Origin of the sequence: Gluconobacter potus (assembly GCF_015244705.1) — a bacterium.
GTDB classification, from domain to species: Bacteria; Pseudomonadota; Alphaproteobacteria; order Acetobacterales; family Acetobacteraceae; genus Gluconobacter; species Gluconobacter potus.
Genome location: NZ_JABCQF010000001.1, coordinates 896079 through 916400 on the forward strand (window position 1 = coordinate 896079; position 20322 = coordinate 916400).

Here is a 20322-nt window from a genome sequence, read left to right on the forward strand (position 1 = left end):
TCAATATGACCGAATAGTGGCAAGTGGTGTCGGAAATCGGATCGGGTCGGTTTGAGGATCAGGAAAGGGGCAGGGTCCGGATGGCCAGGTCACCTTTGAATATTGTGCTACCGGTATGTGTCAGGGAAAGGCCGCGGTGCAGCGAGACGCTTCCGCCCATCGCGATCCAGCGACGGCAGAACGCGAAATCTTCGGAAAGATAGGTGCGGGTTTCGGGATCGATCAGGCAGTCGAAAAGGGCGTAGGCGTCTGCGGACGGGGCGTCCGGACTGCTGCCTTCGGTTCTGGCGTCAATGCGACTGTAACGCGTTTCCGGATAATGGGCGATCATGTCGCGCACCATCTGGCGCGTCATGAGCATGAAGCCGGTCCCTATATAAGAGACGGTTGCGATTTCGCCGGGTGCGGTTCCGTCATGAAGCGCTGTGCAGTCTCCGACATAACGCAGGCTGGCCGTGGCTGCGGGTTCTCCGGCGGCGATAAAACGGTCTGTATCCCGGTCCCAGTAATGGGATTTCAGGGGGTACGCGCCTCCGATCAGGGGGCGATCTGCATCCAGAAGGGCGAGAATATCGGTGATGGAGAAGCCGATGTCGCTGTCGATGAAGAGAAGATGGGACGCATCGGTCATGGTCACGAACTGATGCAGCAGCGTGTTCCGTGCCCGTGTGATGAGGGCATCGCTTCCGATGGTCGAGAGCGTCAGTTGCAGGTTATTGGCCGGGGCTGTTGACATGCAGCTGATGAGGGACTGCATGTAGCTCAGTGTGACGGTGCCACCGAAGCAGGGTGTGGCGATGAAGACGTGGTGGGGTGTGGCGGGGCAGGAAGTCATGACAGACAGCCTGCCCGGAAGTCATGAAAAAAGGATTAAAACTGCGTCTGGAAAGTGATCATGCGCCCATGTGGGCCTGAAGAATCATGTAAAAGACGAAGGCGGCATCCAGGCCGAGAACGATGGGTGTCAGGCGCTGGAACTGGCGCATGGCGATGGCGAGCGCGGTGTAGATCAGCAGGCCGCACGACAGGCTCAGCATGAAATTGCCCGTCACACCTGCGATGAGCAGCATGGTTAGAGGCGGAATGGCTTCTGCGGGCGTTTCGGCGACCCGGCTGAGGCTGCCGAGCATGTTCAGACCCACGAGAATGAGCACGGGGGCGGTGGCGATGGCCGGAATGGCGGTGATGAGCGGCCAGAACACCGAAGACAGTGCGAACAGGACGGCGACGACCAGCGCGCTCAGTCCTGTGCGACCACCGGCTTCAACACCTGCAAGGCTCTCGACATAGGCGGAGACGGTGCAGGTTCCGAGCGACGCTCCGATGATGCTCGCGGCACCGTCGGAGCCGAAGGCACGATGATCGAGAGCGGGTTTCTCGACTGTTCCGTCCAGACCGGCGCGGTGGGCGACGCTCATCATGGTCGCGGTTGCGTCGAAGAAATCACTCAGCAGGAAGTAGAGTGTGATGGGGACGAGTAGTCCGAGATGGGAAAAATATTCGTGGAAATCGAAGGGGAGGAACAGGTTGGTCGGGTAGTGCGGCCAGTCCAGAAGCTGCGCGGGCAGATGCGTGATCGGGCCGGAAGGCGTCTGGATGAAAAGGCCGGCCATGGTGATGGCCAGAATGGCGATGAGCAGACCTGCCGGGACACGCAGCACCACGAGGATGGCGCTCAGGACGACACCTGCCATGCTGAGTAGAACGGACGGGTTGCTCAGGGATCCAAACGTCAGACCTTCGGATGAGGGGACGGCGATCCCGCCTGTTGTCAGCCCGATCCGGGCAATGAAGGCACCGAGGGCGATCTGGATACCGAGGACGATCGAGGGCGGAAAACCGCGGATGATGCGCTGGCGGATCTGGCTGAGGGAAAGAGCCGTAAAGCACAGGCCGCTGAACAGAACGACCGTGAAGGCCGTGCGCGGGCTGACATGAGCCTGCTGGACGACGACCTGCGCGAACAGGACGTTGCTGCTCATGGCCGGGGCAAGGGCAATCGGAAGTCTGGCCCAGAGTGCCATCAGGAGCGTGCCGGCGACTGCACCGGCGATGGTCGTCATGACCATGTCATGGCGGTCCAGACCCGCCGCCGAGAGAATGGCGGGATTGACGGCCACGATATAGGCCATGGCCCCGAAAACCGTCAGTCCGGCAATGATCTCACGCGGGATCGTTGAACCGCGGGCCGTGATATGGAACCAGCGGTCGAGTCTGGATAGCAGCAAGCGGACGCTCCGGGGCAGGGATTGGCTGGGCCAAGCTATAGTCAAAAAAGCCGCTCCTGCCACGGGCCGGATCATATCTTTTCATTTCGGGTTCGATTTTTTCTCCCAGACCTTGCGGACTTCAGCCGGTGACAGGCGGCGGTGCGGGGTTTTTGCAGTTTTTCCAGCAGGCTGGGTTCCACTCCGTGTCTGTGCGGGGTGCGGAACGCTGCTGGGGCCAGTACCTGTGGTTTTGCTGGGAGCAATGCCGGCGGCCGGATGCTCGTTCGCTTCCAGAATGGCTTTTTCACAGGCCGAGCCTTTGCCGACGCCAAGCTGGATCGTCGGGATCAGGGCTGCGGGCGGGAAAACGATCCCCAGGCCCACGGAGGCGGCGACGCGGCCGAGCAGTTCCGCGCCGGGCAGGATCGTCGGGCTTTTCATGGAGCCAAAGATATGGACGGCGCCGGGCAGGGACAGGATCTGAGGTCCGATCGAGCGTGTTGTGACCGCGTAGTCCAACGTGTCCTTGTGGAAATTGACGGTTCCCGTGCCCATCGTCCGGGTGGTGCCGGTCTGCAGGAGCATGGAGTTGGTGTGCACGATTCCGTCTTTCAACGGCAGATCGGCCACGAGGCATTCCAGCTTGGAGCGGTCCGGGATGCCAAGGGCGGAGAGGACGGCAGAGCCCAGTTTGAGGCCCAGAAGATCTGGCAGCAGTGCCGTAACATCGCCGCCGCGATCCAGAACGAGGGTCGTGCCGCCGTCGCCATTTTCAACGAGGGTTGCGACCGAATTGCCGGTCGAGGTCAGGGTCATGTGACCGCCAATGGTGCCTTCGCCCTGGAACATGTCTTTGGACGTCATGATGCGGGACAGTGGCAGGCGCGAGACATCAAGGCGGAAGCGGGTGTGGAACTGTTCGTTTTTCGTCGGCTCCAGCGTGGCGTTCGCGGAGATGGTGCCTGTTCCGGTTGCGAAGGTCAGATGTTTGAGATCAATGGCGCCGTCGCGAACGTTCAGCTCCGCATCAATATTGTCCAGCGGCCAGTTTTTGTTGCGGATGTGATCGCCGTGATAGGTCAGATGGACGTTTGCGGCATTGAGTTTGGGGACATTGATCTTCTTGTCAGGCAGGACGCGTGCACTGGCCGGTTCGGCTTTCTTTGCTTCGCCGGGCTGTGCGCCGATGAAGCCGCCCAGATCCGCTAGATCGACAGAGTGTGAGTGCAGCGCGGCTTCCACGAAGATCGGCTTCTGATGCGGATCGACGTTGATATCCCCGCCGATATCCGAAGAGCCCATGTGACCCTCGAATTTCTGGAAACGGATCGCGCGGTCGGAATAGGCCAGAGTGCCGGTCACGCTGTAGGCCGGGGTCTGCGGGATGGGGACGCCTGTCAGCGGGTAGAGGAGCGCCATGTCCGGTCCGGCAAAGTGCAGTGCCAGATTGGTGCCCTGGAAATGGATGGGATCGTCGACCGTGCCGCGCAGCGTGACATAGGTCGGGCCGTTGGCGAGGCGGCCGTCGATCGGATAGGGGTGTGTTGCATCCGTCAGGCCGAGCAGGGCACCACCGACGATATGGCCTGTGATCGGGGCCTGCGCGTACCGGCCCTTGAGGTCGATGACGAGATGCCCGTCCCCCCCGTTTTTCGGCTCTTCGGTATGGATGAGGACATGCATGTCCGTCTTGAGCTTCGCCAGAGCCAGGCGGATATCGCCGTCATTGATTTCGATCTTGCCGAGCTTCGGCAGGGTCGTGGTGGACGATGAGGATGTCTGCGACGACGGATCGGAAGAGGATGCGAAACTGTAGTTGTTCGTGCCGTTGAGCAGCGAGACGATATCGCCTTTTGGGGTGTCGGCGCGGATCAGCGGCAGGGAGAGGCCGCCGCCTGTCAGGTAACGCCAGACATCGACAGTAACTGTGATCGCCTTGGCGGAGGCGAAATCGTCCTTCTCTTTCTCGAAACCTTCCGGCTGATCGATTTTCAGGTCATCGACGGTGACGGTGGTTTTGAAACCAAGGCCGACATGCAGATGCGCGATGCTGACAGGACGGTGCAAGGCTGCGGTACCCTTGCGATCAATATAGGGAACGAACCAGTCCCACTGCCAGATCAGGATCAGGATGACGATGGCAGCCACCAGTGTTCCCAGCACGCCCCCGACGGTTTTCAGGATCAGATGCCGCTTTCCCGGGCGGGTGGCGTGGTCGTCTGAAGGAAACGCGGGTTGGGGCGGGGTGCTGCTCAACGGGGTATTCTCCGAAATCCGGGGGCGTGTCAGACAGAATCTGGTCGTCGCAAGTCACTCTAATTACGGACAGAACCGGAAACGGTTTCACAGCGCATGGGAAGATCAGCACGAATGGAGACAGTTGGAGGCGCTGATGAGCAGAAGAATTCTGGTCTGGCGGAACTGCGACGTGTCAGCCGGGAGGCCCATGAGGCGGTCGATGAGGCTTTTTCCCGTTTCGGGCTTGCGGATCCGCAATCCTATGGGGACTTTCTGACGGCTCATGCGCGCGTGCTTGGGGCTGCGGAGGCGTATCTCAGCCGACATGCGGCCTCACTGCCGGTCTGGCGTCCGCGGGCGGAGCTTCTGAAGGATGATCTGCGTCAGATGGGACTGGCGGTTCCGGCCGTGCAGGCGGACTGTTTCCCGGAAAGTGACGGCACGGCGATGGGTGTTCTGTATGTGCTGGAAGGCTCGCGGCTTGGGGGGCGTGTTCTGTCCGCGCGCGTGGCAGAAGGGCTGCCCCGGGCCTATCTGTCGGCGTTTCACCAGAAGGGAGAATGGCCGGTATTTCTGGAGCGGCTCGGGCAGTATCTGGATGAAAGTGATGCGGGGCGCCGGCAGGCCGTGATGGAGGGCGCGATCGCGACGTTTGCGCTGTTCCGGAAGAATGCCGAACGTCAGGACTGAGGGGGACGCACCGGCATGAGGCTTCGCGGGATCAGGCCGGGAAAGGTCTGCGCGAGGCGTCCGGCGTCTTCGGGGTCAAGCATCGCAATGGCACAGCCCAGTGCGCTGGCGTCTGGAGCAGGGAGCCGGTCGATCCCCCGCAGGAAATCAGCAAGACCATGGCCTTCCGCCGTCAGCACCATGAATGATGTCATCCGCGTGTAGAGTGCCGTGGTGGCATCGATCTTGGTCAGGGCATGGTCGGGAATGGCAATCCGGATTTCTTCGCCACTGACAGGCGACAGGACCGTATTTTCCGCGATCATGACATGAAGCGGCACCATCGGCAGAAGTGTGGGAGAACCGGGAAGAGATAGGTAGCGCCCGGGGAGCGGGTTTTCCGTGAAGAGGCAGGCGTTCCAGATATCTCCGTCCGATACTTCGAGAGCCATGACCAGGGGATTGTAGCGGCCGAAGTTCACGTCTCCCGCGCCGACAGGCACAAGGGATCCCGTCTGCATGTCTCTCATCAACTGCTTCGTCTGGCCGAGCATGCAGAAATGGAACTGCGGAGGTGTCCGACGGGATGACGGCGCGGAGAGCTGTGCTGGTGTCAGGCCGAGATCCTGAAGAACGGTCCGGTCTGCATGGGTGACGGTGGCCTTGAGGCGCCAGTACAGATCCGTCAGCGAGGCCTGAACAATGGAAGAGGCAATCCGGCGGCTTTCCGGCAGCCAGCGGCTTGCGCCTGTATATTCGGCGTCGTTGCGATCGAAGTTCTGCCAGGCTTTGTCCGGCGTGGCGCTGGAGTTGCGCCGCAGGAAGCTTTCATGATCGCCGGCGGCGAAATGAAGGACACGGCTGTCGGACCAGGTCGCGTTTCTCTCAAGCGCGGAAAACGGGTCGGGCAGACTGCTGCCCATCTGGCGCGGCCGGACGAGGTGCCGGACGATGCGATGATCCGGCAGGCTCAGCAGGCCGTGGCGGGTAAAGGTCTCGATCGGGGAGAATGCGGACGGAACCTGATGCCCGGAAGAGCCGAACAGACACCAGTTCACCGGCAGCATGGCCGTCGTGGCTGCTGCAGTAAACTCGGCGACGGACCGGGCAGTTTCAAAATGCAGATATTCGTCCGCCGCCAGAACCATCATCCAGTCGAATTCGTCCCGCCCCTGTTCAAGAGCCTTTTCGTGAAAACGGGTCTGACGATCCAGTCGTTCGGACAGCGTCGTATCGGAGGACTGGACACGGATGTCATAAAGCGTGGCCGCGTTTGACAGAACCATATCTGTTCCGTCTGTCGAATGGTCATCACAGACAATCAGGGTTGAAAACCCGATGGTCGCATGATGCGCAAGCCACCATCCGATCGTGTAGACTTCGTTGTGGACGAACAGGATGGCGGCGCTTTTCGACATAAGGCAGGGCTCAGTCCATTTTCAGGGCGGCGAGGAAGGCGCTCTGGGGGATTTCGACCTTGCCGAACTGCCGCATGCGCTTCTTGCCTTCCTTCTGTTTGTCCAGAAGCTTGCGCTTGCGGGAGATGTCACCACCATAACACTTGGCGGTCACGTCCTTGGACAGCGCGCCGATCGTTTCACGGGCGATGACCTTGGAGCCGATGGCGGCCTGAATGGCGATCTTGAACAGTTGCTTGGGGATCAGGTCCTTGAGCTTCGCGCAGATGGAGCGGCCGCGCTGCTCGGCAACGGTGCGATGCGAGATGAAGGACAGGGCATCCACCGGTTCGTGGTTTACGAGGATGGAGATGCGGACGAGATCGCTCTCTTCGTAGCCGTCCATCTGATAGTCGAACGAGGCATAACCGCGGCTGATGGATTTCAGGCGGTCGTAGAAATCGAACACCACTTCATTGAGCGGCAGGCGGTAGACGGCCATGGCACGGTTGCCGACATAGGTCAGATCCACCTGTACGCCACGGCGTTCGGAGCAGAGTGTCAGGACCGGGCCGAGATATTCGTCCTGAACCATGATGGTCGCCTTGATCCAGGGCTCTTCGATGGTTTCGATCTTGCTGAGTTCCGGCATGTCGGCCGGGTTGTGCAGATCTTCGGACGTGCCGTCCGTCATGTGCATCTTGTAGACCACGGACGGGGCAGTCGCGATCAGGTCCAGATTGAACTCGCGGGACAGACGCTCCTGGATGATTTCCAGATGCAGCAGGCCGAGGAAGCCGCAACGGAAACCGAAGCCCAGGGCGGCGGAAGTCTCGGCCTCGAAATGGAACGAGGCATCGTTCAGGCGCAGTTTTCCGAGGCTGTCACGCAGCTTCTCGAAATCATCCGCGTCGATCGGGAACAGGCCGCACCACACCACCGGAATGGACGGCTTGAAGCCGGGAAGGGCCTTGGGGGCGGGGCGTTTGTCGAGCGTGACGGTGTCACCGACATTGCAGTCCGCGACGGTCTTGATGGCGGCGTTGATGTAGCCCATCTCGCCCGGGCCGAGGCTCTCGACCGACTGCATCTTGGGCAGGAATACGCCGACCTGATCGACATGATAGGTCGCGCCGGTCTGCATCATGCGGATGCGGTCACCGCGCTTGAGGCGGCCGTCCTTGATGCGGACGAGAATGATGACACCGAGATAGGCATCGTACCAGCTGTCCACCAGCAACGCCTGAAGTGGGGCTTCGGCATCACCCGTAGGGGCAGGAAGACGCTGGACAAGGGCTTCGAGCACGCCTTCGATATTGATGCCGGTCTTGGCGCTGATCTCGACGGCGTCATCGGCCGGAATGCCGACCACGTCTTCGATCTGGGCACGGACGCGCTCGGGTTCGGCAGCCGGAAGATCGATCTTGTTCAGGACCGGGACGATCTCGTGATTGGCATCGAGCGCCTGATAGACGTTCGCCAGCGTCTGGGCTTCCACGCCCTGGGAGGCATCGACGACCAGCAGCGAACCTTCACAGGCAGCGAGCGAGCGGCTGACTTCATAGGCAAAGTCGACATGGCCCGGCGTGTCCATCAGGTTCAGCGTGTAAACCTTGCCGTCCTTGGCCGGATAGGTCAGGCGGACGGTCTGCGCCTTGATGGTGATCCCGCGCTCCTGCTCGAGCTCCATCGAATCGAGGACCTGGTTTTTCATTTCACGTGCGGTCAGCGCGCCACAGGCCTGGATCAGCCGATCGGCCAGCGTCGATTTGCCGTGATCGATATGAGCGATGATCGAGAAATTGCGGATAAGGGAGAGCGGGGTATCGGTCATGGCTGCTACATAAGGGATTATCGCAGAAATGTCAGTAGATCTGCGCAAAAGCCTGCCTTTGTGAAAAGGCAGGCGGACGAGGGATCAGCGATCTGTCAGACGGAACTCGATCCTGCGGTTTCTGGCATAGGCTGCCGGCGTGCTGGCAGCGTCCAGAGGCTGGTAGTCGGCAAAGCCCGTGGCGGCGAGATGACGGGGGTCCACACCCTCGGCAATCAGCAGCTTGACCACCGTGATGGCGCGCTCGGATGACAGTTCCCAGTTGCTGGGAAAGGCACTGTGGATTGGCTGACGGTCGGCATGGCCGTCCACGCGCAGAATCCACGGAAGGTCCGTCGGGATCGTCGAGGCGACCTGCTTGAAGGTATGGGCAAGGGTCGTGATTTCCTTGCGGCCTTCAGGCGTCAGGTCGGCACTGCCCTGCGGGAACAGGATTTCCGACTGGAAGACGAAGCGGTCTCCCACAACATTCACGCCCTTCTGGTCTTTCAGCAGGTCCCGCAGACGTCCGAAGAACTCCGAGCGGTAGCGTTTGAGCTGATTGACCTTGTCGGCCAGCGCCAGATTGAGCTTGTTGCCAAGATCCGCGATCTGGGTGTCTTTGCCCTGTTCTGCCTTCTTCTCGAGGTCGAGGGCGTTGCTGATTGCCTGAAGCTGGCGGGTCAGTTCTTCAACCTGAGCCTGAAGATCCGAGATCTTGCTGTTCTGCTGCTTGCTTGTGTCGTCTGCCGAGGCGAGTGCCTGATCCTTCGACTGAAGCTGCCCTGTCAGAGCGGCGATCTGGGTCGAAAGGGTCTGGAGCTGGACCTGATTGTGCTGCTTCTCGTCAGACAGCGTGGCGACGGTCGAGGACAGGCTCTTGTTCTTGTCCTCTGTCATCGACAGCATGTGCGACAGCTCGGCCAGCTGCTTTTGCAGGGCATCGAGCGTGTGCTCACGCCGGGCTAGCGACACCGAGAGGAACTGCTGCCCCACGACGAACACCAGCAGGACGAATGTCACGACCATCAGCAGGGTGGACAAGGCGTCCACATAGCCGGGCCAGGCATCAAGGGCGTTATGGGATCCGCGTCTGCGCCGGGCCATGGATCAGCCCTGCCTGCCGGGAGGGGGCGTCGTATTGCCGGACGCTGCTGCAATCGTGCGCGCCAGAACACGGAGATCGTTGCGAAGTTCTCCGATCGTCTGGGCGCGGCCTTCATGCAGTTCCTGGATCAGGCGGCTGAGATGCGTCTCGATCCGCAGGAGCGCCGTGCCCTGAGACCCCGGACCCTCATCGCCCATGTGGCGCAGAAGGGCTGTCTGGGTCTCGGCCGTGCGGGTCATGAGCGTCTGGTTTGCGGCGAGCAGATCCGTCATCCCGCGCAGGCGTTCCTGAAGGCTGTCGAGCATATGCAGTTCGCGGACGCGGTTCTCTTCGCTGCGGGAGACGGCGTTCTGAAGTGTTTCCAGATTTTCGGCGGTCTGTTCGAGCAGGGCCTGAACATAGGCCGGAACGGGCGCGCCATCGCTGTCGATCGATGTGCTGCCGCTCACGCGCGTCACGCCAGCCAGCCATTCTTCCAGTTCGTTGAAGAAGCGGGTCTGGGCCTGTCCGGCGGTCAGATCCAGAAAGCCGAGGACCAGTGCGCCGGCGAGACCGAACATCGAGCCCGAAAACGCCGTGGACATGCCCGCCAGCGGGCCGGCCAGTCCGGTCTTGAGCTGGTTGAACATGACATCCATGTCCCCACCGCCCGCGGACATGTTGCCGATAACACCGGCAATCGAGCTGACCGTCAGCAGAAGTCCGTAGAACGTGCCCAGCAGACCCAGGAAGATCAGGAGCTGCGTCATGTAGCGGGAGATTTCCCGGCTTTCATCCAGACGCGAGGACAGGCTGTCGAGCATGGCCTGTGTCGTCTGGGTGGAAAGCGTCAGGCGGTCCGTGCGGTTGCGGGCTGCCAGCATGCTGGCCATGGGGGCGAGCAGGCGCGGGGCCTTGGGGGCGGCCAGACCGGCGCGGGGCTGACGCAGGAGCTCAACCCACTGCACTTCCGGCATCAGGCGCTGGACGACATGGAGATTCCACAGGATCCCCAGCAGGAGCACGCCCAGGATAATGGCGTCGAGTTTGGGGTTCGCGTTGAAAGCATGGAGCAGGGTCGTGCCCATTGTCGCGGCCAGAAGGCCGACCGCGACAAGGAAAACGGCCATTCGCAGCAGGTAGGTCGTAGGACGTGTCACGGCGTGTCTTTCCTGATTTTATTGTGGCATGCCGTTTGCGGAAGAGGCGGGGGTGTCGGTGGGATTTGTCTCGATGACAACATCCAGCCGGTCAGCAGGTGCGGTGTCTCCTGTCGCCGGACGCCCCAGCGCGCGGGGGTAGAGGCGGGTCGTGGCGACACCTGCGTGAATGAAGATCGAGCGGACAGCGAGCGCTCGTGCCAGCGCGATGCGGCGCGGCATGGACACGTCATCGCCGGGCAGGGCTGCGTACGCCATCAGCACGACGCGCTGCTCGGGATGGTGGGAAAGCCCGGTTCCGTAGTCCTGAAGCGCCTTGAGGCTGTCTGCGTTCAGCGCTTCGCTTCCGCTCGGGAACAGGACCCGCATCCCGCCCTCAGGGAGCGGCGCCGTGTGGCTGGCCGCGTCAGCAACGGCCATGACTTCGGCGGGCGGGACGGGAGGATGAATCTGGACGGGGACGAAAGGCGGGGGCAGGACGACCGGCGGCGGCGGAGCAGGGGGAACGCCGGGAATGGTCGTGTGCGTCGGCGTGCTCCGGACGGGCTCTGCTGGAGAGGATGCTCTCGCTGCGGGCGGTGCGGCCACGGGGGCCGGGGCCTTTGCCGCGGATTTCTGGACGGCGTGTCCTGCCGGATGCGTCGTCGGGGCTGGTTTTTTCGCGGAGGGGGCGGTCTTGGCCTGAGGCAGATCATCCAGATTGCTGGTGACCTGTGCCTGTGCGGCGGACAGCGGAAGGCAGGCCAGAAAGGCCGCCAGAGGAAGGGAGAAGGGGATCGGCCTGTACATGTCAGGCCGATCCTAGACGAGGCCTCACGACTCCCGCAATGGGAAGTGAGGGCAGTTTCGTCAGCTCCGGTTCAGAGCCTCGTGCACAAGGGCGCGCAGGGGGCCGTGAAGGTTGGTGTTTCCGGCAACGACATTGACGTCGTCGGGAAGGTCATGGAGTTCGGTTCCGTCCGGATCGGTCGCATAACCACCGGCTTCGCGGACGAGAAGCAGGCCGGCTGCGCAGTCCCAGGGCTTGATGCCGAATTCCCAGTAACCGTCATAACGGCCAGCTGCGACCCAGGCGAGATCCAGGGCTGCGGCACCGAAGCGGCGAATCCCGGCAACCTGAGGCATCAGGGCGCCGAGGACGCGGGCGAACGGCAGACGGCTGCTGCTCGGGACTTTCGCGAACGGAATTCCGGTGGCGAACAGGGCTTCGTGCATGTTGCGGCGACCGGAGACACGAAGGCGGCGTTCGTTGAGGAACGCGCCCACGCCCTTTTCGGCCCAGAACATTTCGTTGGCAGCCGGGTTGTAGACAACCGCGGCTGCCATTTCGATCGTTCCGTCCGGCAGCTTGCGCTGAAGGCCGATGGAAATGGCCCAGTGCGGGATGCCGTGCAGGAAGTTCGTCGTGCCGTCGAGCGGATCGACGATCCAGCGCCAGGTCCAGTTGTCCCCGCCCGAAGCACCGCTTTCTTCCATCAGGAAGGCGTAGCCGGGACGGGCACGGCTCAGTTCCTCGCGGAGGATGGCCTCTGCGCGCAGGTCGGCCTGGGAGACGAAATCTCCCGGGCCCTTGATGCTGACCTGAAGCTGTTCGACCTCGGCAAAGTCACGGAGCAGGCGGCGCGAGGCCTTCTGCGCCGCGCCCTGCATGACGGCAATGTGCGGGGAAAGACGCATGCTGGATCAGTCCTTCGCGCGTTCGACGTAGGATCCGTCTTCCGTGCGGACAACGATGCGCTCACCGGCTTCGATGAACGGCGGGACCAGCGTCTTCACGCCATTGGACAGCATGGCGGGCTTGTAGGAGGAGCTGGCCGTCTGGCCCTTGACCACCGGGTCGGCTTCCGTGACTTCCAGCGTCACGTGCGGGGGCAGTTCCACACCCACCGGGTCGCCTTCGACCAGCTTGACGTTCAGCGGCATGTTGTCCTGCAGGAAGGCGAACTGGTCGCCGAAGATGTCTTTGGCAAGGACGAGTTGCTCGAACGTTTCCGGATCCATCAGGACGACATTGTCACCGTCCATGTAGGAATAGGTGTAGTCCTTGTCTTCCGTCATCAGACGTTCGACGGAATCTGCCGTTCTCCAGCGCTCGTTGGTCTTGTTGCCTGTCTTGAGGTCGCGCATTTCGACCTGGATGAAGGCGCCACCCTTGCCCGGGGTGATGATCTGCTGCTTGAGAACCGTCCAGCGGCGGCCATCGTGCTCGATGACCTGGCCGGCCCGGATAAGGTTGGCTTGCTGTTTCATGCTTGTGTCCTGATGACCCTTGGGGAGGGATTTTCTGTCACGTCTTGTGGGCTTCTAGCGCCGCACGGGGGCTGGAAGCAAGGCCAAGGGGCGCGTGACGGTTTGTGGCTTCAGGAAACTGTGAAGGGCAGGGGGCTTGGGGCATGGCGGCGGACAGGTCATGTCAGAGTGTGTGTCTGTCCTGAAGGTCAGGGCGAAACGCAAGGAGAAGCCGCATGTACGATATGAAGAACCTCTCGCGCATTTCCCATCTTGAAGCCAATGCCTCCAAGGGCATGGATGCCTTCTGGCAGTTCGACCGTGCCGCATTCGAGGAAGGCGAAGTCAGCGCCCTGACCAAGCAGCTCGCCGCCGTGGCCGTCGCGCTGACGACGCAGTGTCCGTACTGTATCGAGCTTCATGTGAAGGCCGCGCGCGAAGCCGGCGCAACGGATGCTCAGCTCTCCGAGATCGCCCTTGTGGCCGCCGCCATCCGTGCGGGCGGCGCCATCACCCATGCCACTCACATGTTCGACGCCAAATAAGGCGGCTTCAGTTTTATGGGGCGTGTCAGGTAAAGCTGCACGCCTCTCCGTCGGGCGTTGAGACCGTGCCCGGAGACGCGGGGTCCAGATATTCCGGCCCGATCGGCACCTTGCCTCGTCCCCCCGGAATGTCGAGAACATAGGTCGGCCAGGCCAGTCCCGTAACGCGCCCGCGAAGCTGCCTCAGCAGGGCCTGACCTTCCGGGACAGGGACGTGGAAATGTCCCGTTCCGGCAGCAGCATCGAGATGGTGCAGGTAATAGGGTTTGACCCGCGCCTTGATGAAGGCCCGCAGCAGGGCTTCCAGACTTTCCACCGTATCATTGACCCCGCGCAGCAGAACGGACTGTGACAGGACCGGAATAGCCCGGGCCAGAACGGCGCGGATGGCCTTGGTGGCCTGCGGGGTCAGCTCGCTGGCATGGTTGGCGTGCACGACCAGCCACATGGAGCGGTCCGTTTCCATCGCATCGAGCAGTTCTTCCGTCATGCGGGCCGGATCGGCGACGGGCACGCGGGAGTGGATGCGGATCGTCTCGATGTGCGGGATGTCGGACAGGGACTGCACGATATGCTTCAGTCGGCGCGGAGCCAGCATGAGTGGATCGCCGCCCGTCAGGATGATTTCGCGGATATCGGGATGCTGCCGGACCCAGTCGAGCGCAGTTTCAAGCTGCGCATCGCTGAGAAGCCCACCGCCTGGTCCGACATGCTCGCGCCGGAAGCAGAAACGGCAATAGAGCGGGCAGACTAGCAGAGGCTTGAGCAGGGCGCGGTCGGCATAACGGTGCACAATGCCGGGGACGGGAGACAGGGCATCATCGCCGATCGGGTCCGGGTCTTCGTGCGGCAGCATGACGAGTTCGCGTGCGTCGGGAATGACCTGTCGGGCGATAGGGTCATCCGGATGCGTGATCAGGTCTTGGAAGGCGGGGGGAATGGCCATCGTGAAGCGTTCGCCTACCGCTTCGAGCGTTGTCCGCTGGGCTTCCGTCGCCATTCCCGCCTCGATGAGGTCGGATGGCGTGCGAAGCGTGTGACGTTTTGCAGAACGTCCCGTAAAATGCCCTTTAAAATGCGCTGGGGCTGTCTTGACCATATCATCCATGTGATGCCTCTAGCGGTGCGGGTGCCGGTTTTGCAACAGGAGCGAGAGACGTCATGACCGTATTGTCTGCTGATCCGGGCCGGATCGCCGAACGCCTGCCTTTGCTTGAGCGGCGTACGCAGATGGTCAGATCGGTCCGGACCTTCTTTGAAGAGCGTGGATATCTGGAAGTGGAAACGCCGTTCGCGGTTCCTGTTCCGGGTGAGGAAGTCCATCTGCGCTGTTTCAGGACGGAACTTGAGCGGCCGGACGGCTCCCGTGAGGCGCGTTTCCTGCATACGAGTCCGGAATTCGCGATGAAGCGGATTGTCGCGGCGACGGGGCGGCCCGTGTTCCAGATGGCGCGTGTCTGGCGCAATGGTGAGGCCAGCAATACGCATGCCCCGGAGTTCACGATGCTCGAATGGTATCGTCCGGGCGCGGATCTGTCGTCTCTCATGGATGAAACCGAAGCCTTCCTGCGCGCGCTGCTGCCGCCTGTGGTGCATCGGGGGATGGATGTCATTGATCTGTCACTACCCTTCGAGCGGCTGACGATGCAGGCTGCATTCGCACGCTATGTGGGGGCGGATCTGCTGGGTACGGCGGGAAATGCCGAAGCCCTCGCCAGGCAGGCGCATGTTGGCCTGCGCAACGGGGAGAGCTGGGAGGACCTGTTTTTCCGGCTTCTTCTGGAGCGTGTCGAGCCCGTGATCGGGCGTGAGCGTCCCACATTCCTGACGCACTGGCCGGCGGAACAGGCGGCACTCGCACGCCGGGACCCGGAAGACGGGCGCGCGGCGCTGCGGTTCGAACTTTATGTGGGTGGGCTGGAGCTGGCGAACGCCTTTGAAGAACTCACCGATCCGGTGGAGCAACGGGAGCGTTTTGCAACGGATCGTAAGCGTCGTATGGAACTGTCGCCGGATCAGGACTGGGCAGTGGACGAGGCGTTTCTGGCGGCTTTGCCGGATCTGCCGCCCTGTTCAGGAATTGCGCTCGGGTTCGACCGGCTGGTCATGCTGGCAACCGGAGCGCCGCGGATCAGTGACATTTTGTGGTTGGCCTGATCTTTTCGGAACTTGCAGGAGTTTTAATCCTTCTTTTGCGTCAGAAGGGCTAGAACGTGTCGAAAGAGGAACATGACCGCATTGCCGCGGCACAGTCGGGGAAGATGATGATGAAAAAAGTTGGATTGCTGTCTGTCCTGGCGCTGCTGGGCCTGTCTGCCTGCGAAGTCCCCACCCTTCAGCAGCGCAAGGTTCTGGATTCCATGGTTGGCAAGTCCGAAGTGGACGTGCTGCGTCAGTTCGGCGTTCCGACCCGTAACTACGATGCCCAGGGCCATACGTTCCTCGCCTATATTGATAACGAAACGCAGTATTCTCCCGGCGGTGGCTGGGGTTGGGATGGCTGGGGCGGCGGTATGGGCGGCTGGGGTGGCATGGGCGGCTGGGGTGGCATGGGCGGCTGGGGTGGCGGCTGGGGCGGCATGGGGGGATGGGGTGGCGGTTTCCCGTCGACCTATTACAACACCAGCTGTCAGACGACATTCGAGCTGGTCAGCGGCAAGGTCGTCGGATGGACCATGCGCGGGGACGGGTGCTGATTCGGCCAACCTGCTTTATGGTCGTTTCTCCCGCTCACAGGATGGTGCGATCAGGCATGGATGTGCGACTCGATGTTTTCTCTTCAGGACGGTTTCCGCGCTGGGGGAAGGGACTGAAACTCGGCGTGGGGCTTCTTCTGGGGGCCTCGCTCTCCGCCTGTGGCGATCCTGACTGGCAGGGCACCGACTGGACGAAGAACTACCAGGACAACTTCGAGACCCAGATCAGCGCCCGCGCGGCCCTCATGCCTGGAAGCACCGACCAGGCCTATCAGCCCAGCCCGGACGGCACGCCCAACAGTCCGGTGGCCTATCATGCGCCGCCGATGCTGTCTTACGAAGACCATCCGCTCAATGAGAACATTGCGGGATCGCTGGAACTCGCCGATTACGTCAAAGCCATTCAGGTTGCGAAACTGGATCCCTGGATCAGCGGTCCGGGCCCCTACACGCTCTTTGCCATTCCCAATGCCGCCATGGAGCGCCTGAGCGCCCGCTGGCCGGGTGGACTGTTCGCTCCCGCCAATCGCGGACAGCTCACTCACATTCTGGGCTATACGATTGCATACGGAAAATGGGATGAGGCGGCTCTGCGCAAGGCCATCCAGCGCAATCATGGTCGCGCCATCGGGCTGAAGACCCTGTACGGGGATCTGCTTGGTGTGCAGCTTTCCCCGCAGACGGGCGAACTGATCCTTGAGAATACGGTAGGTCAGACCAATCGTCTGGGGAGCAGGTCTTTCCCCCAGTCCAACGGCGTTCTCTACTTCACGCAGGATACGCTTCTGCCCGTGCCGGCGCTGAAACTGGCGTCAGCCGGCAGCAAGAACGGCCATCGCTGAAAACCGCTCCGCATCCTTGCCATCGAACTGAAGGGGGATGGCAAGGAAGTCGGCGCCTGCCGTGATGGCGGACGAGGCGTCTTCCGTGTTCCGGATGTTTTCTGCGACGCCTGGCAGTTCCATGACGGAACTCCACCATTTCACCAGTTCCAGATCGCCGGGCGGAAACGCGACGTAATCGGCGCCCGATTCGCCAGATTTCATGGCATCGTCGCGGTTGGTGCACAGACAGCCGACCGGCATGTCGCTTCCAACCGCCTTGCGCAGGCTTACAAGGTCCTCGACGTTGGTCGCGTGAAGTCCGTCACAGATTCCCAGAAGGGATTTCGGGGTGCCGGCCAGCGATCCCGCGACTTCCAGGATCATGGCGACACCATTGGCATGCAGCAGGTCCACGAGCTGTGAAAGCTGCGTTGCCTCCGGCGTCCATCCGGCGGGGATGCGAAGAGCCGTTATTTCGGGCAGCACGAGGATGTCGCGGAGCACCTCGAGGGCAGCGTCCGTCTTAAAACCGGCGGGCAGAACGGGGTAGAGATCACAGGCTGTCATGGGGACGTTCTCGCAGATTGTGGCGGCGGGAGCTAGGCGGGCGGAGAGTCAGGACACGTCCGCGATAATTGTTATATGTTTCCAGGGCGCGGAACTGGGCAGGGCTGGCGCGGCAGATGGTCCAGCCGATCCCGGCGTCCAGCGCCTGCCGGGCGATTGCGGGCGATGCACCGCAGTCCAGAATGGATCGCCCGGCCCGTGATCCCACGACTTCGAGCCACCAAGGGATGCCGAACGCGTTTCCCGCGCTTTCGGCGGAGAGGGCAAGAAACGGTTTATCCAGCGACAGAAGCAGCTGATCCATCTCCTCACGGGACGGAACCATAAAAACAGGGTAGTGAACGGGCAGGGATGTCCTTGACCCCATGCCGGGATCGGGTCTTTCCTGATGGTCTTGCCGGAGCGGGTCTGTATTGGGCATTTTAATCGGGCATTTACTGGCAGAATGAGTGCATGAACGGAAAGATCGTGGCGGTAAACGAGACAGGTAATGGGCAGGACGATAAGGCGGTTGAACGTCTTGAGGAAGCGATGATGCGGATTGCCGCTGCGTCCGAGCGTCATCTGCTGGCGAAGGAAGCCTGCGAGCGTGCGCTCCATTCCGCTCCTGATCTTTCGGAATTCGCGGCCAATATCGACGCGCTGTGCGCCCGCATTCAGGGCGTGCTTGACAGGAAGGAGGGCTGACCGATGGGACAGGTATCCATTCGTCTCAATGGTTACGTCTACAATGTCGGGTGTCAGGATGGGGAAGAAGCCCATCTCTATGACATGGCCCGTCATGTGGAAGGCTGGCTCCAGCGGGCGCGGACCCTGGGCGGGGCCGCGAGCGAATCCAAGACGCTCATGATGGCCGCCCTGCTGATGGCCGATGAGATTTTCGAGCTGAAACGCCGGCAGATCTCACCCCAGGCCGAAACGCAGATCCAGCAGGCCGAGCAGCTCCTTCGACTTGAGGGGGCACGACAGGAGCGTCTGGCGCGTCTGGCGGGGCAGGCAGAGCTTCTGGCGGCGGAACTTGAGCGCGCGTCCTGATTTTACAACGTTTACATTGAACATCGGGCTGGACAGTCTAATATAGGTTGTGGAGCTGCCTGGTACGTCAGGCAAATCATCCCCCGGGCCGATAAGCATTCCTACGGGAACTGGCTCTGTCGTGGCCCTGGTCACGTTAACCGGTGCCCACCTGCACTTGCAGGTCTAGGAGGGCTGAAAAGACCAACGGCTTTGGCGGCTCCACAGATTTCCGACCTCGACCTCCTGAAAAAAGACCTGCGCCTGAAAATGGCCCAGCTGCGGCAGGCCGCTTCTCCTGATGACGAGACGGCGTTGCGAAAATTTCTCCTGAAAGAAATTCTGGCACGACCCGCTCACAGGATCGCGGCGGTCTGGCCACTGGCCGGAGAAGTGGACCTCCGCCCCCTCTGCCACGCTCTTTCGGCGTCCGGACGGCAGGTTCTGTTGCCGGAAACCACGCCTAAAGGCTCTCCCCTGATCTTCCGGCGATGGACGCCTGCCAGCATCATGACGGCCGGCCGCTTTGGGACGTTACATCCCGAGGGCGAAATCGATATTCCGGATCTGGTTCTCGTGCCGTTTCTGGCCTTCGATGCTTCCGGCTATCGGCTCGGATATGGCGGCGGCTATTACGATCGTACTCTGGCCATGCTGGATGTGCCGGCAATCGGTTTCGGCTTTGCCGGACAGCGGGTCGAGCGTGTTCCCAGAGGTCCTTACGATATTCCGATCCCGGCGATCGTGACTGAGCGCGGGATCATCAGGACCGATCCTTCCAAAATCACTATGAAAGACTGACTGTTGAGACTGCTGTTTCTTGGCGACATTATCGGGCGTAGCGGGCGTGAAGCCATAATCCGGAACCTGGCCGACTGGCGCCAGAAACTCTCGCTGGATCTGGTGGTCGCCAACGGAGAGAACGCGTCACACGGATATGGCCTGTCTCCCGACATTGCCAAGAACCTGCACAATGCCGGTGTCGATGTGATTACGCTGGGCAACCATGCCTGGGACCGGCGGGATATGATCGGCTACATTAATCAGGCCCCTCACATCGTCAGACCCGCCAATTATCCTGCCGGAACGCCGGGGCAGGGGAGCTATATCGTCGAAATCAGTCGTGGGCGCCGGGCGCTGGTCATCAACGTGATGGGGCGCATCTTCATGGATCCGCTGGATGACCCCTTCCGCGTCGTCAGCGAAATCCTCTCCCGGCACCGTCTGGGAGTGACGGTCCATGCGATCCTGATCGATGTTCATGCAGAAGCCACCAGCGAGAAAATGGGCTTCGGTGCCTATTTCGACGGCAAAGCTTCTGTCGTGGTGGGAACGCATACCCACGTCCCGACAGCGGATCATCGTATTCTTCCTGCAGGCACGGCCTATCAGACGGATGCGGGCATGTGTGGCGATTACGACAGCGTTATCGGGATGGGAAAGCCTGCCGCATTGCACAAACTGGTCCGGAAGATTCCCGGGGATCGGCCGCAGCCAGCAGAAGGGGAGGCTACGGTTTGTGGGCTGATGGTGGAGACGGATGACGCAACCGGGCTGGCCCGAAAGGTGGCTCCGCTGCGAATGGGGGGGCACCTGGCTCCCAACTGGCCGGACTTCTGAGAAGAGCAGAAAAATTGAGAAAAATCTGCCTTTTTTTCGAGTGCGATTCGCAATGAATAACGGGGGTTAGTCTTTTTTGTCGCAGAAAACCGGTGTTTTCCCTGTTGATAAGTGCCTTGTGAATTCTGTTTGACACTCTGCTGAGGTCCCCGTATAAGCCCGTTCACCGACGCGGCGGGGCCCACTTCGAGGGGTTCTGGAGCGGCGGGGAAGATGGTCTTTGAAAATTGAATATGGAATTGGAAGGGATATG

General features: G+C 61.5%; 22 protein-coding genes and 1 other RNA gene. 10 read left to right on the forward strand and 13 right to left on the reverse strand.

Going from position 1 to position 20322, the window contains the following annotated elements; genetic code table 11:
* Positions 1–58 precede the first annotated feature (58 nt).
* From HKD31_RS03990 to HKD31_RS04000, 3 genes are all read right to left on the reverse strand, one after another.
* The gene (locus tag HKD31_RS03990) at positions 59–835 is read right to left on the reverse strand and encodes a hypothetical protein (RefSeq protein ID WP_194263542.1); all 777 of its coding nucleotides are present in this window, start codon (positions 833–835) and stop codon (positions 59–61) included.
* A gap of 58 nt (positions 836–893) precedes the next feature.
* The gene (locus HKD31_RS03995; protein ID WP_194264062.1) at positions 894–2225 is read right to left on the reverse strand and encodes an NCS2 family permease; all 1332 of its coding nucleotides are present in this window, start codon (positions 2223–2225) and stop codon (positions 894–896) included.
* Between the two features lie 84 nt (positions 2226–2309).
* Positions 2310–4466, reverse strand: a complete 2157-nt coding sequence (locus tag HKD31_RS04000) for an AsmA family protein (RefSeq protein WP_194263541.1) — start codon at positions 4464–4466, stop codon at positions 2310–2312.
* Positions 4467–4580: 114 nt separating this feature from the next.
* On the opposite strand from HKD31_RS04000, the gene HKD31_RS04005 reads away from it, so the two are divergent.
* Positions 4581–5138 (forward strand): biliverdin-producing heme oxygenase, encoded by a 558-nt coding sequence (locus HKD31_RS04005; RefSeq protein WP_194263540.1) that lies wholly within the window; start codon positions 4581–4583, stop codon positions 5136–5138.
* Here HKD31_RS04005 and HKD31_RS04010 read toward each other — a convergent pair.
* From HKD31_RS04010 to efp, 7 genes are all read right to left on the reverse strand, one after another.
* On the reverse strand, positions 5129–6535 hold the full coding sequence (locus HKD31_RS04010) for a glycosyltransferase family 2 protein (protein WP_194263539.1): 1407 nt from the start codon (positions 6533–6535) through the stop codon (positions 5129–5131). The genes HKD31_RS04005 and HKD31_RS04010 overlap by 10 nt on opposite strands.
* A gap of 10 nt (positions 6536–6545) precedes the next feature.
* Positions 6546–8348, reverse strand: a complete 1803-nt coding sequence (gene lepA, locus HKD31_RS04015) for a translation elongation factor 4 (protein ID WP_194263538.1) — start codon at positions 8346–8348, stop codon at positions 6546–6548.
* A gap of 84 nt (positions 8349–8432) precedes the next feature.
* Complete coding sequence (locus tag HKD31_RS04020; RefSeq protein WP_194263537.1) at positions 8433–9434, reverse strand: peptidoglycan -binding protein; 1002 nt, start codon at positions 9432–9434, stop codon at positions 8433–8435.
* A 3-nt stretch (positions 9435–9437) separates the two neighbouring features.
* Entirely contained in the window at positions 9438–10574 is a 1137-nt protein-coding gene (locus HKD31_RS04025) for a flagellar motor protein MotA (protein ID WP_194263536.1), read from the reverse strand.
* A gap of 18 nt (positions 10575–10592) precedes the next feature.
* Positions 10593–11363: an OmpA family protein gene (locus HKD31_RS04030; protein WP_194263535.1), complete on the reverse strand. Its 771-nt coding sequence runs from the start codon at positions 11361–11363 to the stop codon at positions 10593–10595.
* A 60-nt stretch (positions 11364–11423) separates the two neighbouring features.
* On the reverse strand, positions 11424–12251 hold the full coding sequence (locus HKD31_RS04035; protein WP_062493542.1) for an inositol monophosphatase family protein: 828 nt from the start codon (positions 12249–12251) through the stop codon (positions 11424–11426).
* A gap of 6 nt (positions 12252–12257) precedes the next feature.
* Positions 12258–12824, reverse strand: a complete 567-nt coding sequence (gene efp / locus HKD31_RS04040) for an elongation factor P (protein WP_062493545.1) — start codon at positions 12822–12824, stop codon at positions 12258–12260.
* A 215-nt stretch (positions 12825–13039) separates the two neighbouring features.
* Between efp and HKD31_RS04045 the strand changes: the two genes are divergently transcribed.
* Entirely contained in the window at positions 13040–13348 is a 309-nt protein-coding gene (locus HKD31_RS04045) for a carboxymuconolactone decarboxylase family protein (protein ID WP_011251821.1), read from the forward strand.
* A gap of 25 nt (positions 13349–13373) precedes the next feature.
* Here the strand turns inward: HKD31_RS04045 and HKD31_RS04050 are convergent, their stop codons facing one another.
* Positions 13374–14456: a lysine-2,3-aminomutase-like protein gene (locus HKD31_RS04050; RefSeq protein ID WP_370543916.1), complete on the reverse strand. Its 1083-nt coding sequence runs from the start codon at positions 14454–14456 to the stop codon at positions 13374–13376.
* Positions 14457–14509: 53 nt separating this feature from the next.
* On the opposite strand from HKD31_RS04050, the gene epmA reads away from it, so the two are divergent.
* From epmA to HKD31_RS04065, 3 genes are all read left to right on the forward strand, one after another.
* A complete protein-coding gene (gene epmA / locus HKD31_RS04055; RefSeq protein WP_062457810.1) occupies positions 14510–15505 on the forward strand; it encodes an EF-P lysine aminoacylase EpmA in 996 nt (331 codons plus the stop codon).
* Positions 15506–15609: 104 nt separating this feature from the next.
* Positions 15610–16044, forward strand: coding sequence for a hypothetical protein (locus HKD31_RS04060; protein WP_194264060.1), 435 nt, complete (start codon positions 15610–15612; stop codon positions 16042–16044).
* Positions 16045–16100: 56 nt separating this feature from the next.
* A complete protein-coding gene (locus tag HKD31_RS04065) occupies positions 16101–16886 on the forward strand; it encodes a fasciclin domain-containing protein (RefSeq protein ID WP_194263534.1) in 786 nt (261 codons plus the stop codon).
* Here the strand turns inward: HKD31_RS04065 and HKD31_RS04070 are convergent.
* Together HKD31_RS04070 and HKD31_RS04075 are read right to left on the reverse strand one after the other, a co-directional pair.
* The gene (locus HKD31_RS04070) at positions 16857–17435 is read right to left on the reverse strand and encodes a thiamine phosphate synthase (protein WP_062493491.1); all 579 of its coding nucleotides are present in this window, start codon (positions 17433–17435) and stop codon (positions 16857–16859) included. The genes HKD31_RS04065 and HKD31_RS04070 overlap by 30 nt on opposite strands.
* Positions 17422–17739 carry a hypothetical protein gene (locus HKD31_RS04075; protein ID WP_194263533.1) on the reverse strand — a complete coding sequence of 106 codons (318 nt, stop codon included), beginning with the start codon at positions 17737–17739 and terminating at the stop codon, positions 17422–17424. The genes HKD31_RS04070 and HKD31_RS04075 overlap by 14 nt, the downstream gene beginning before the upstream one ends.
* Positions 17740–17888: 149 nt before the next feature.
* On the opposite strand from HKD31_RS04075, the gene HKD31_RS04080 reads away from it, so the two are divergent.
* From HKD31_RS04080 to HKD31_RS04100, 5 genes are all read left to right on the forward strand, one after another.
* Positions 17889–18122 carry a hypothetical protein gene (locus tag HKD31_RS04080; protein ID WP_049750714.1) on the forward strand — a complete coding sequence of 78 codons (234 nt, stop codon included), beginning with the start codon at positions 17889–17891 and terminating at the stop codon, positions 18120–18122.
* A 3-nt stretch (positions 18123–18125) separates the two neighbouring features.
* Entirely contained in the window at positions 18126–18470 is a 345-nt protein-coding gene (locus tag HKD31_RS04085; protein WP_172491715.1) for a cell division protein ZapA, read from the forward strand.
* 49 nt (positions 18471–18519) lie between these two features.
* Positions 18520–18676, forward strand: a non-coding RNA gene (gene ssrS, locus HKD31_RS04090) — 6S RNA.
* Positions 18663–19250, forward strand: a complete 588-nt coding sequence (locus HKD31_RS04095; protein ID WP_194263532.1) for a 5-formyltetrahydrofolate cyclo-ligase — start codon at positions 18663–18665, stop codon at positions 19248–19250. The genes ssrS and HKD31_RS04095 overlap by 14 nt, the downstream gene beginning before the upstream one ends.
* Before the next feature lie 3 nt (positions 19251–19253).
* Positions 19254–20069, forward strand: a complete 816-nt coding sequence (locus HKD31_RS04100) for a TIGR00282 family metallophosphoesterase (RefSeq protein WP_194263531.1) — start codon at positions 19254–19256, stop codon at positions 20067–20069.
* Positions 20070–20322 lie beyond the last annotated feature (253 nt).

Bases quoted from the DNA above. Each gene is read 5' to 3' on its own strand.
- HKD31_RS04060 (WP_194264060.1), top strand. From the start codon at position 15,610: ATGATGATGAAAAAAGTTGGATTGCTGTCTGTCCTGGCGCTGCTGGGC.
- HKD31_RS04035 (WP_062493542.1), bottom strand. From the start codon at position 12,251: ATGCGTCTTTCCCCGCACATTGCCGTCATGCAGGGCGCGGCGCAGAAG.
- HKD31_RS04020 (WP_194263537.1), bottom strand. From the start codon at position 9,434: ATGGCCCGGCGCAGACGCGGATCCCATAACGCCCTTGATGCCTGGCCC.
- HKD31_RS04050 (WP_370543916.1), bottom strand. From the start codon at position 14,456: ATGGATGATATGGTCAAGACAGCCCCAGCGCATTTTAAAGGGCATTTT.
- HKD31_RS03990 (WP_194263542.1), bottom strand. From the start codon at position 835: ATGACTTCCTGCCCCGCCACACCCCACCACGTCTTCATCGCCACACCC.
- HKD31_RS04030 (WP_194263535.1), bottom strand. From the start codon at position 11,363: ATGTACAGGCCGATCCCCTTCTCCCTTCCTCTGGCGGCCTTTCTGGCC.
- HKD31_RS04075 (WP_194263533.1), bottom strand. From the start codon at position 17,739: ATGGATCAGCTGCTTCTGTCGCTGGATAAACCGTTTCTTGCCCTCTCC.
- HKD31_RS04070 (WP_062493491.1), bottom strand. From the start codon at position 17,435: ATGACAGCCTGTGATCTCTACCCCGTTCTGCCCGCCGGTTTTAAGACG.
- epmA (WP_062457810.1), top strand. From the start codon at position 14,510: ATGACCGTATTGTCTGCTGATCCGGGCCGGATCGCCGAACGCCTGCCT.
- HKD31_RS04005 (WP_194263540.1), top strand. From the start codon at position 4,581: ATGGAGACAGTTGGAGGCGCTGATGAGCAGAAGAATTCTGGTCTGGCG.
- lepA (WP_194263538.1), bottom strand. From the start codon at position 8,348: ATGACCGATACCCCGCTCTCCCTTATCCGCAATTTCTCGATCATCGCT.
- HKD31_RS04045 (WP_011251821.1), top strand. From the start codon at position 13,040: ATGTACGATATGAAGAACCTCTCGCGCATTTCCCATCTTGAAGCCAAT.
- HKD31_RS04085 (WP_172491715.1), top strand. From the start codon at position 18,126: ATGGGACAGGTATCCATTCGTCTCAATGGTTACGTCTACAATGTCGGG.
- HKD31_RS04080 (WP_049750714.1), top strand. From the start codon at position 17,889: ATGAACGGAAAGATCGTGGCGGTAAACGAGACAGGTAATGGGCAGGAC.
- HKD31_RS04010 (WP_194263539.1), bottom strand. From the start codon at position 6,535: ATGTCGAAAAGCGCCGCCATCCTGTTCGTCCACAACGAAGTCTACACG.
- HKD31_RS04065 (WP_194263534.1), top strand. From the start codon at position 16,101: ATGGATGTGCGACTCGATGTTTTCTCTTCAGGACGGTTTCCGCGCTGG.
- efp (WP_062493545.1), bottom strand. From the start codon at position 12,824: ATGAAACAGCAAGCCAACCTTATCCGGGCCGGCCAGGTCATCGAGCAC.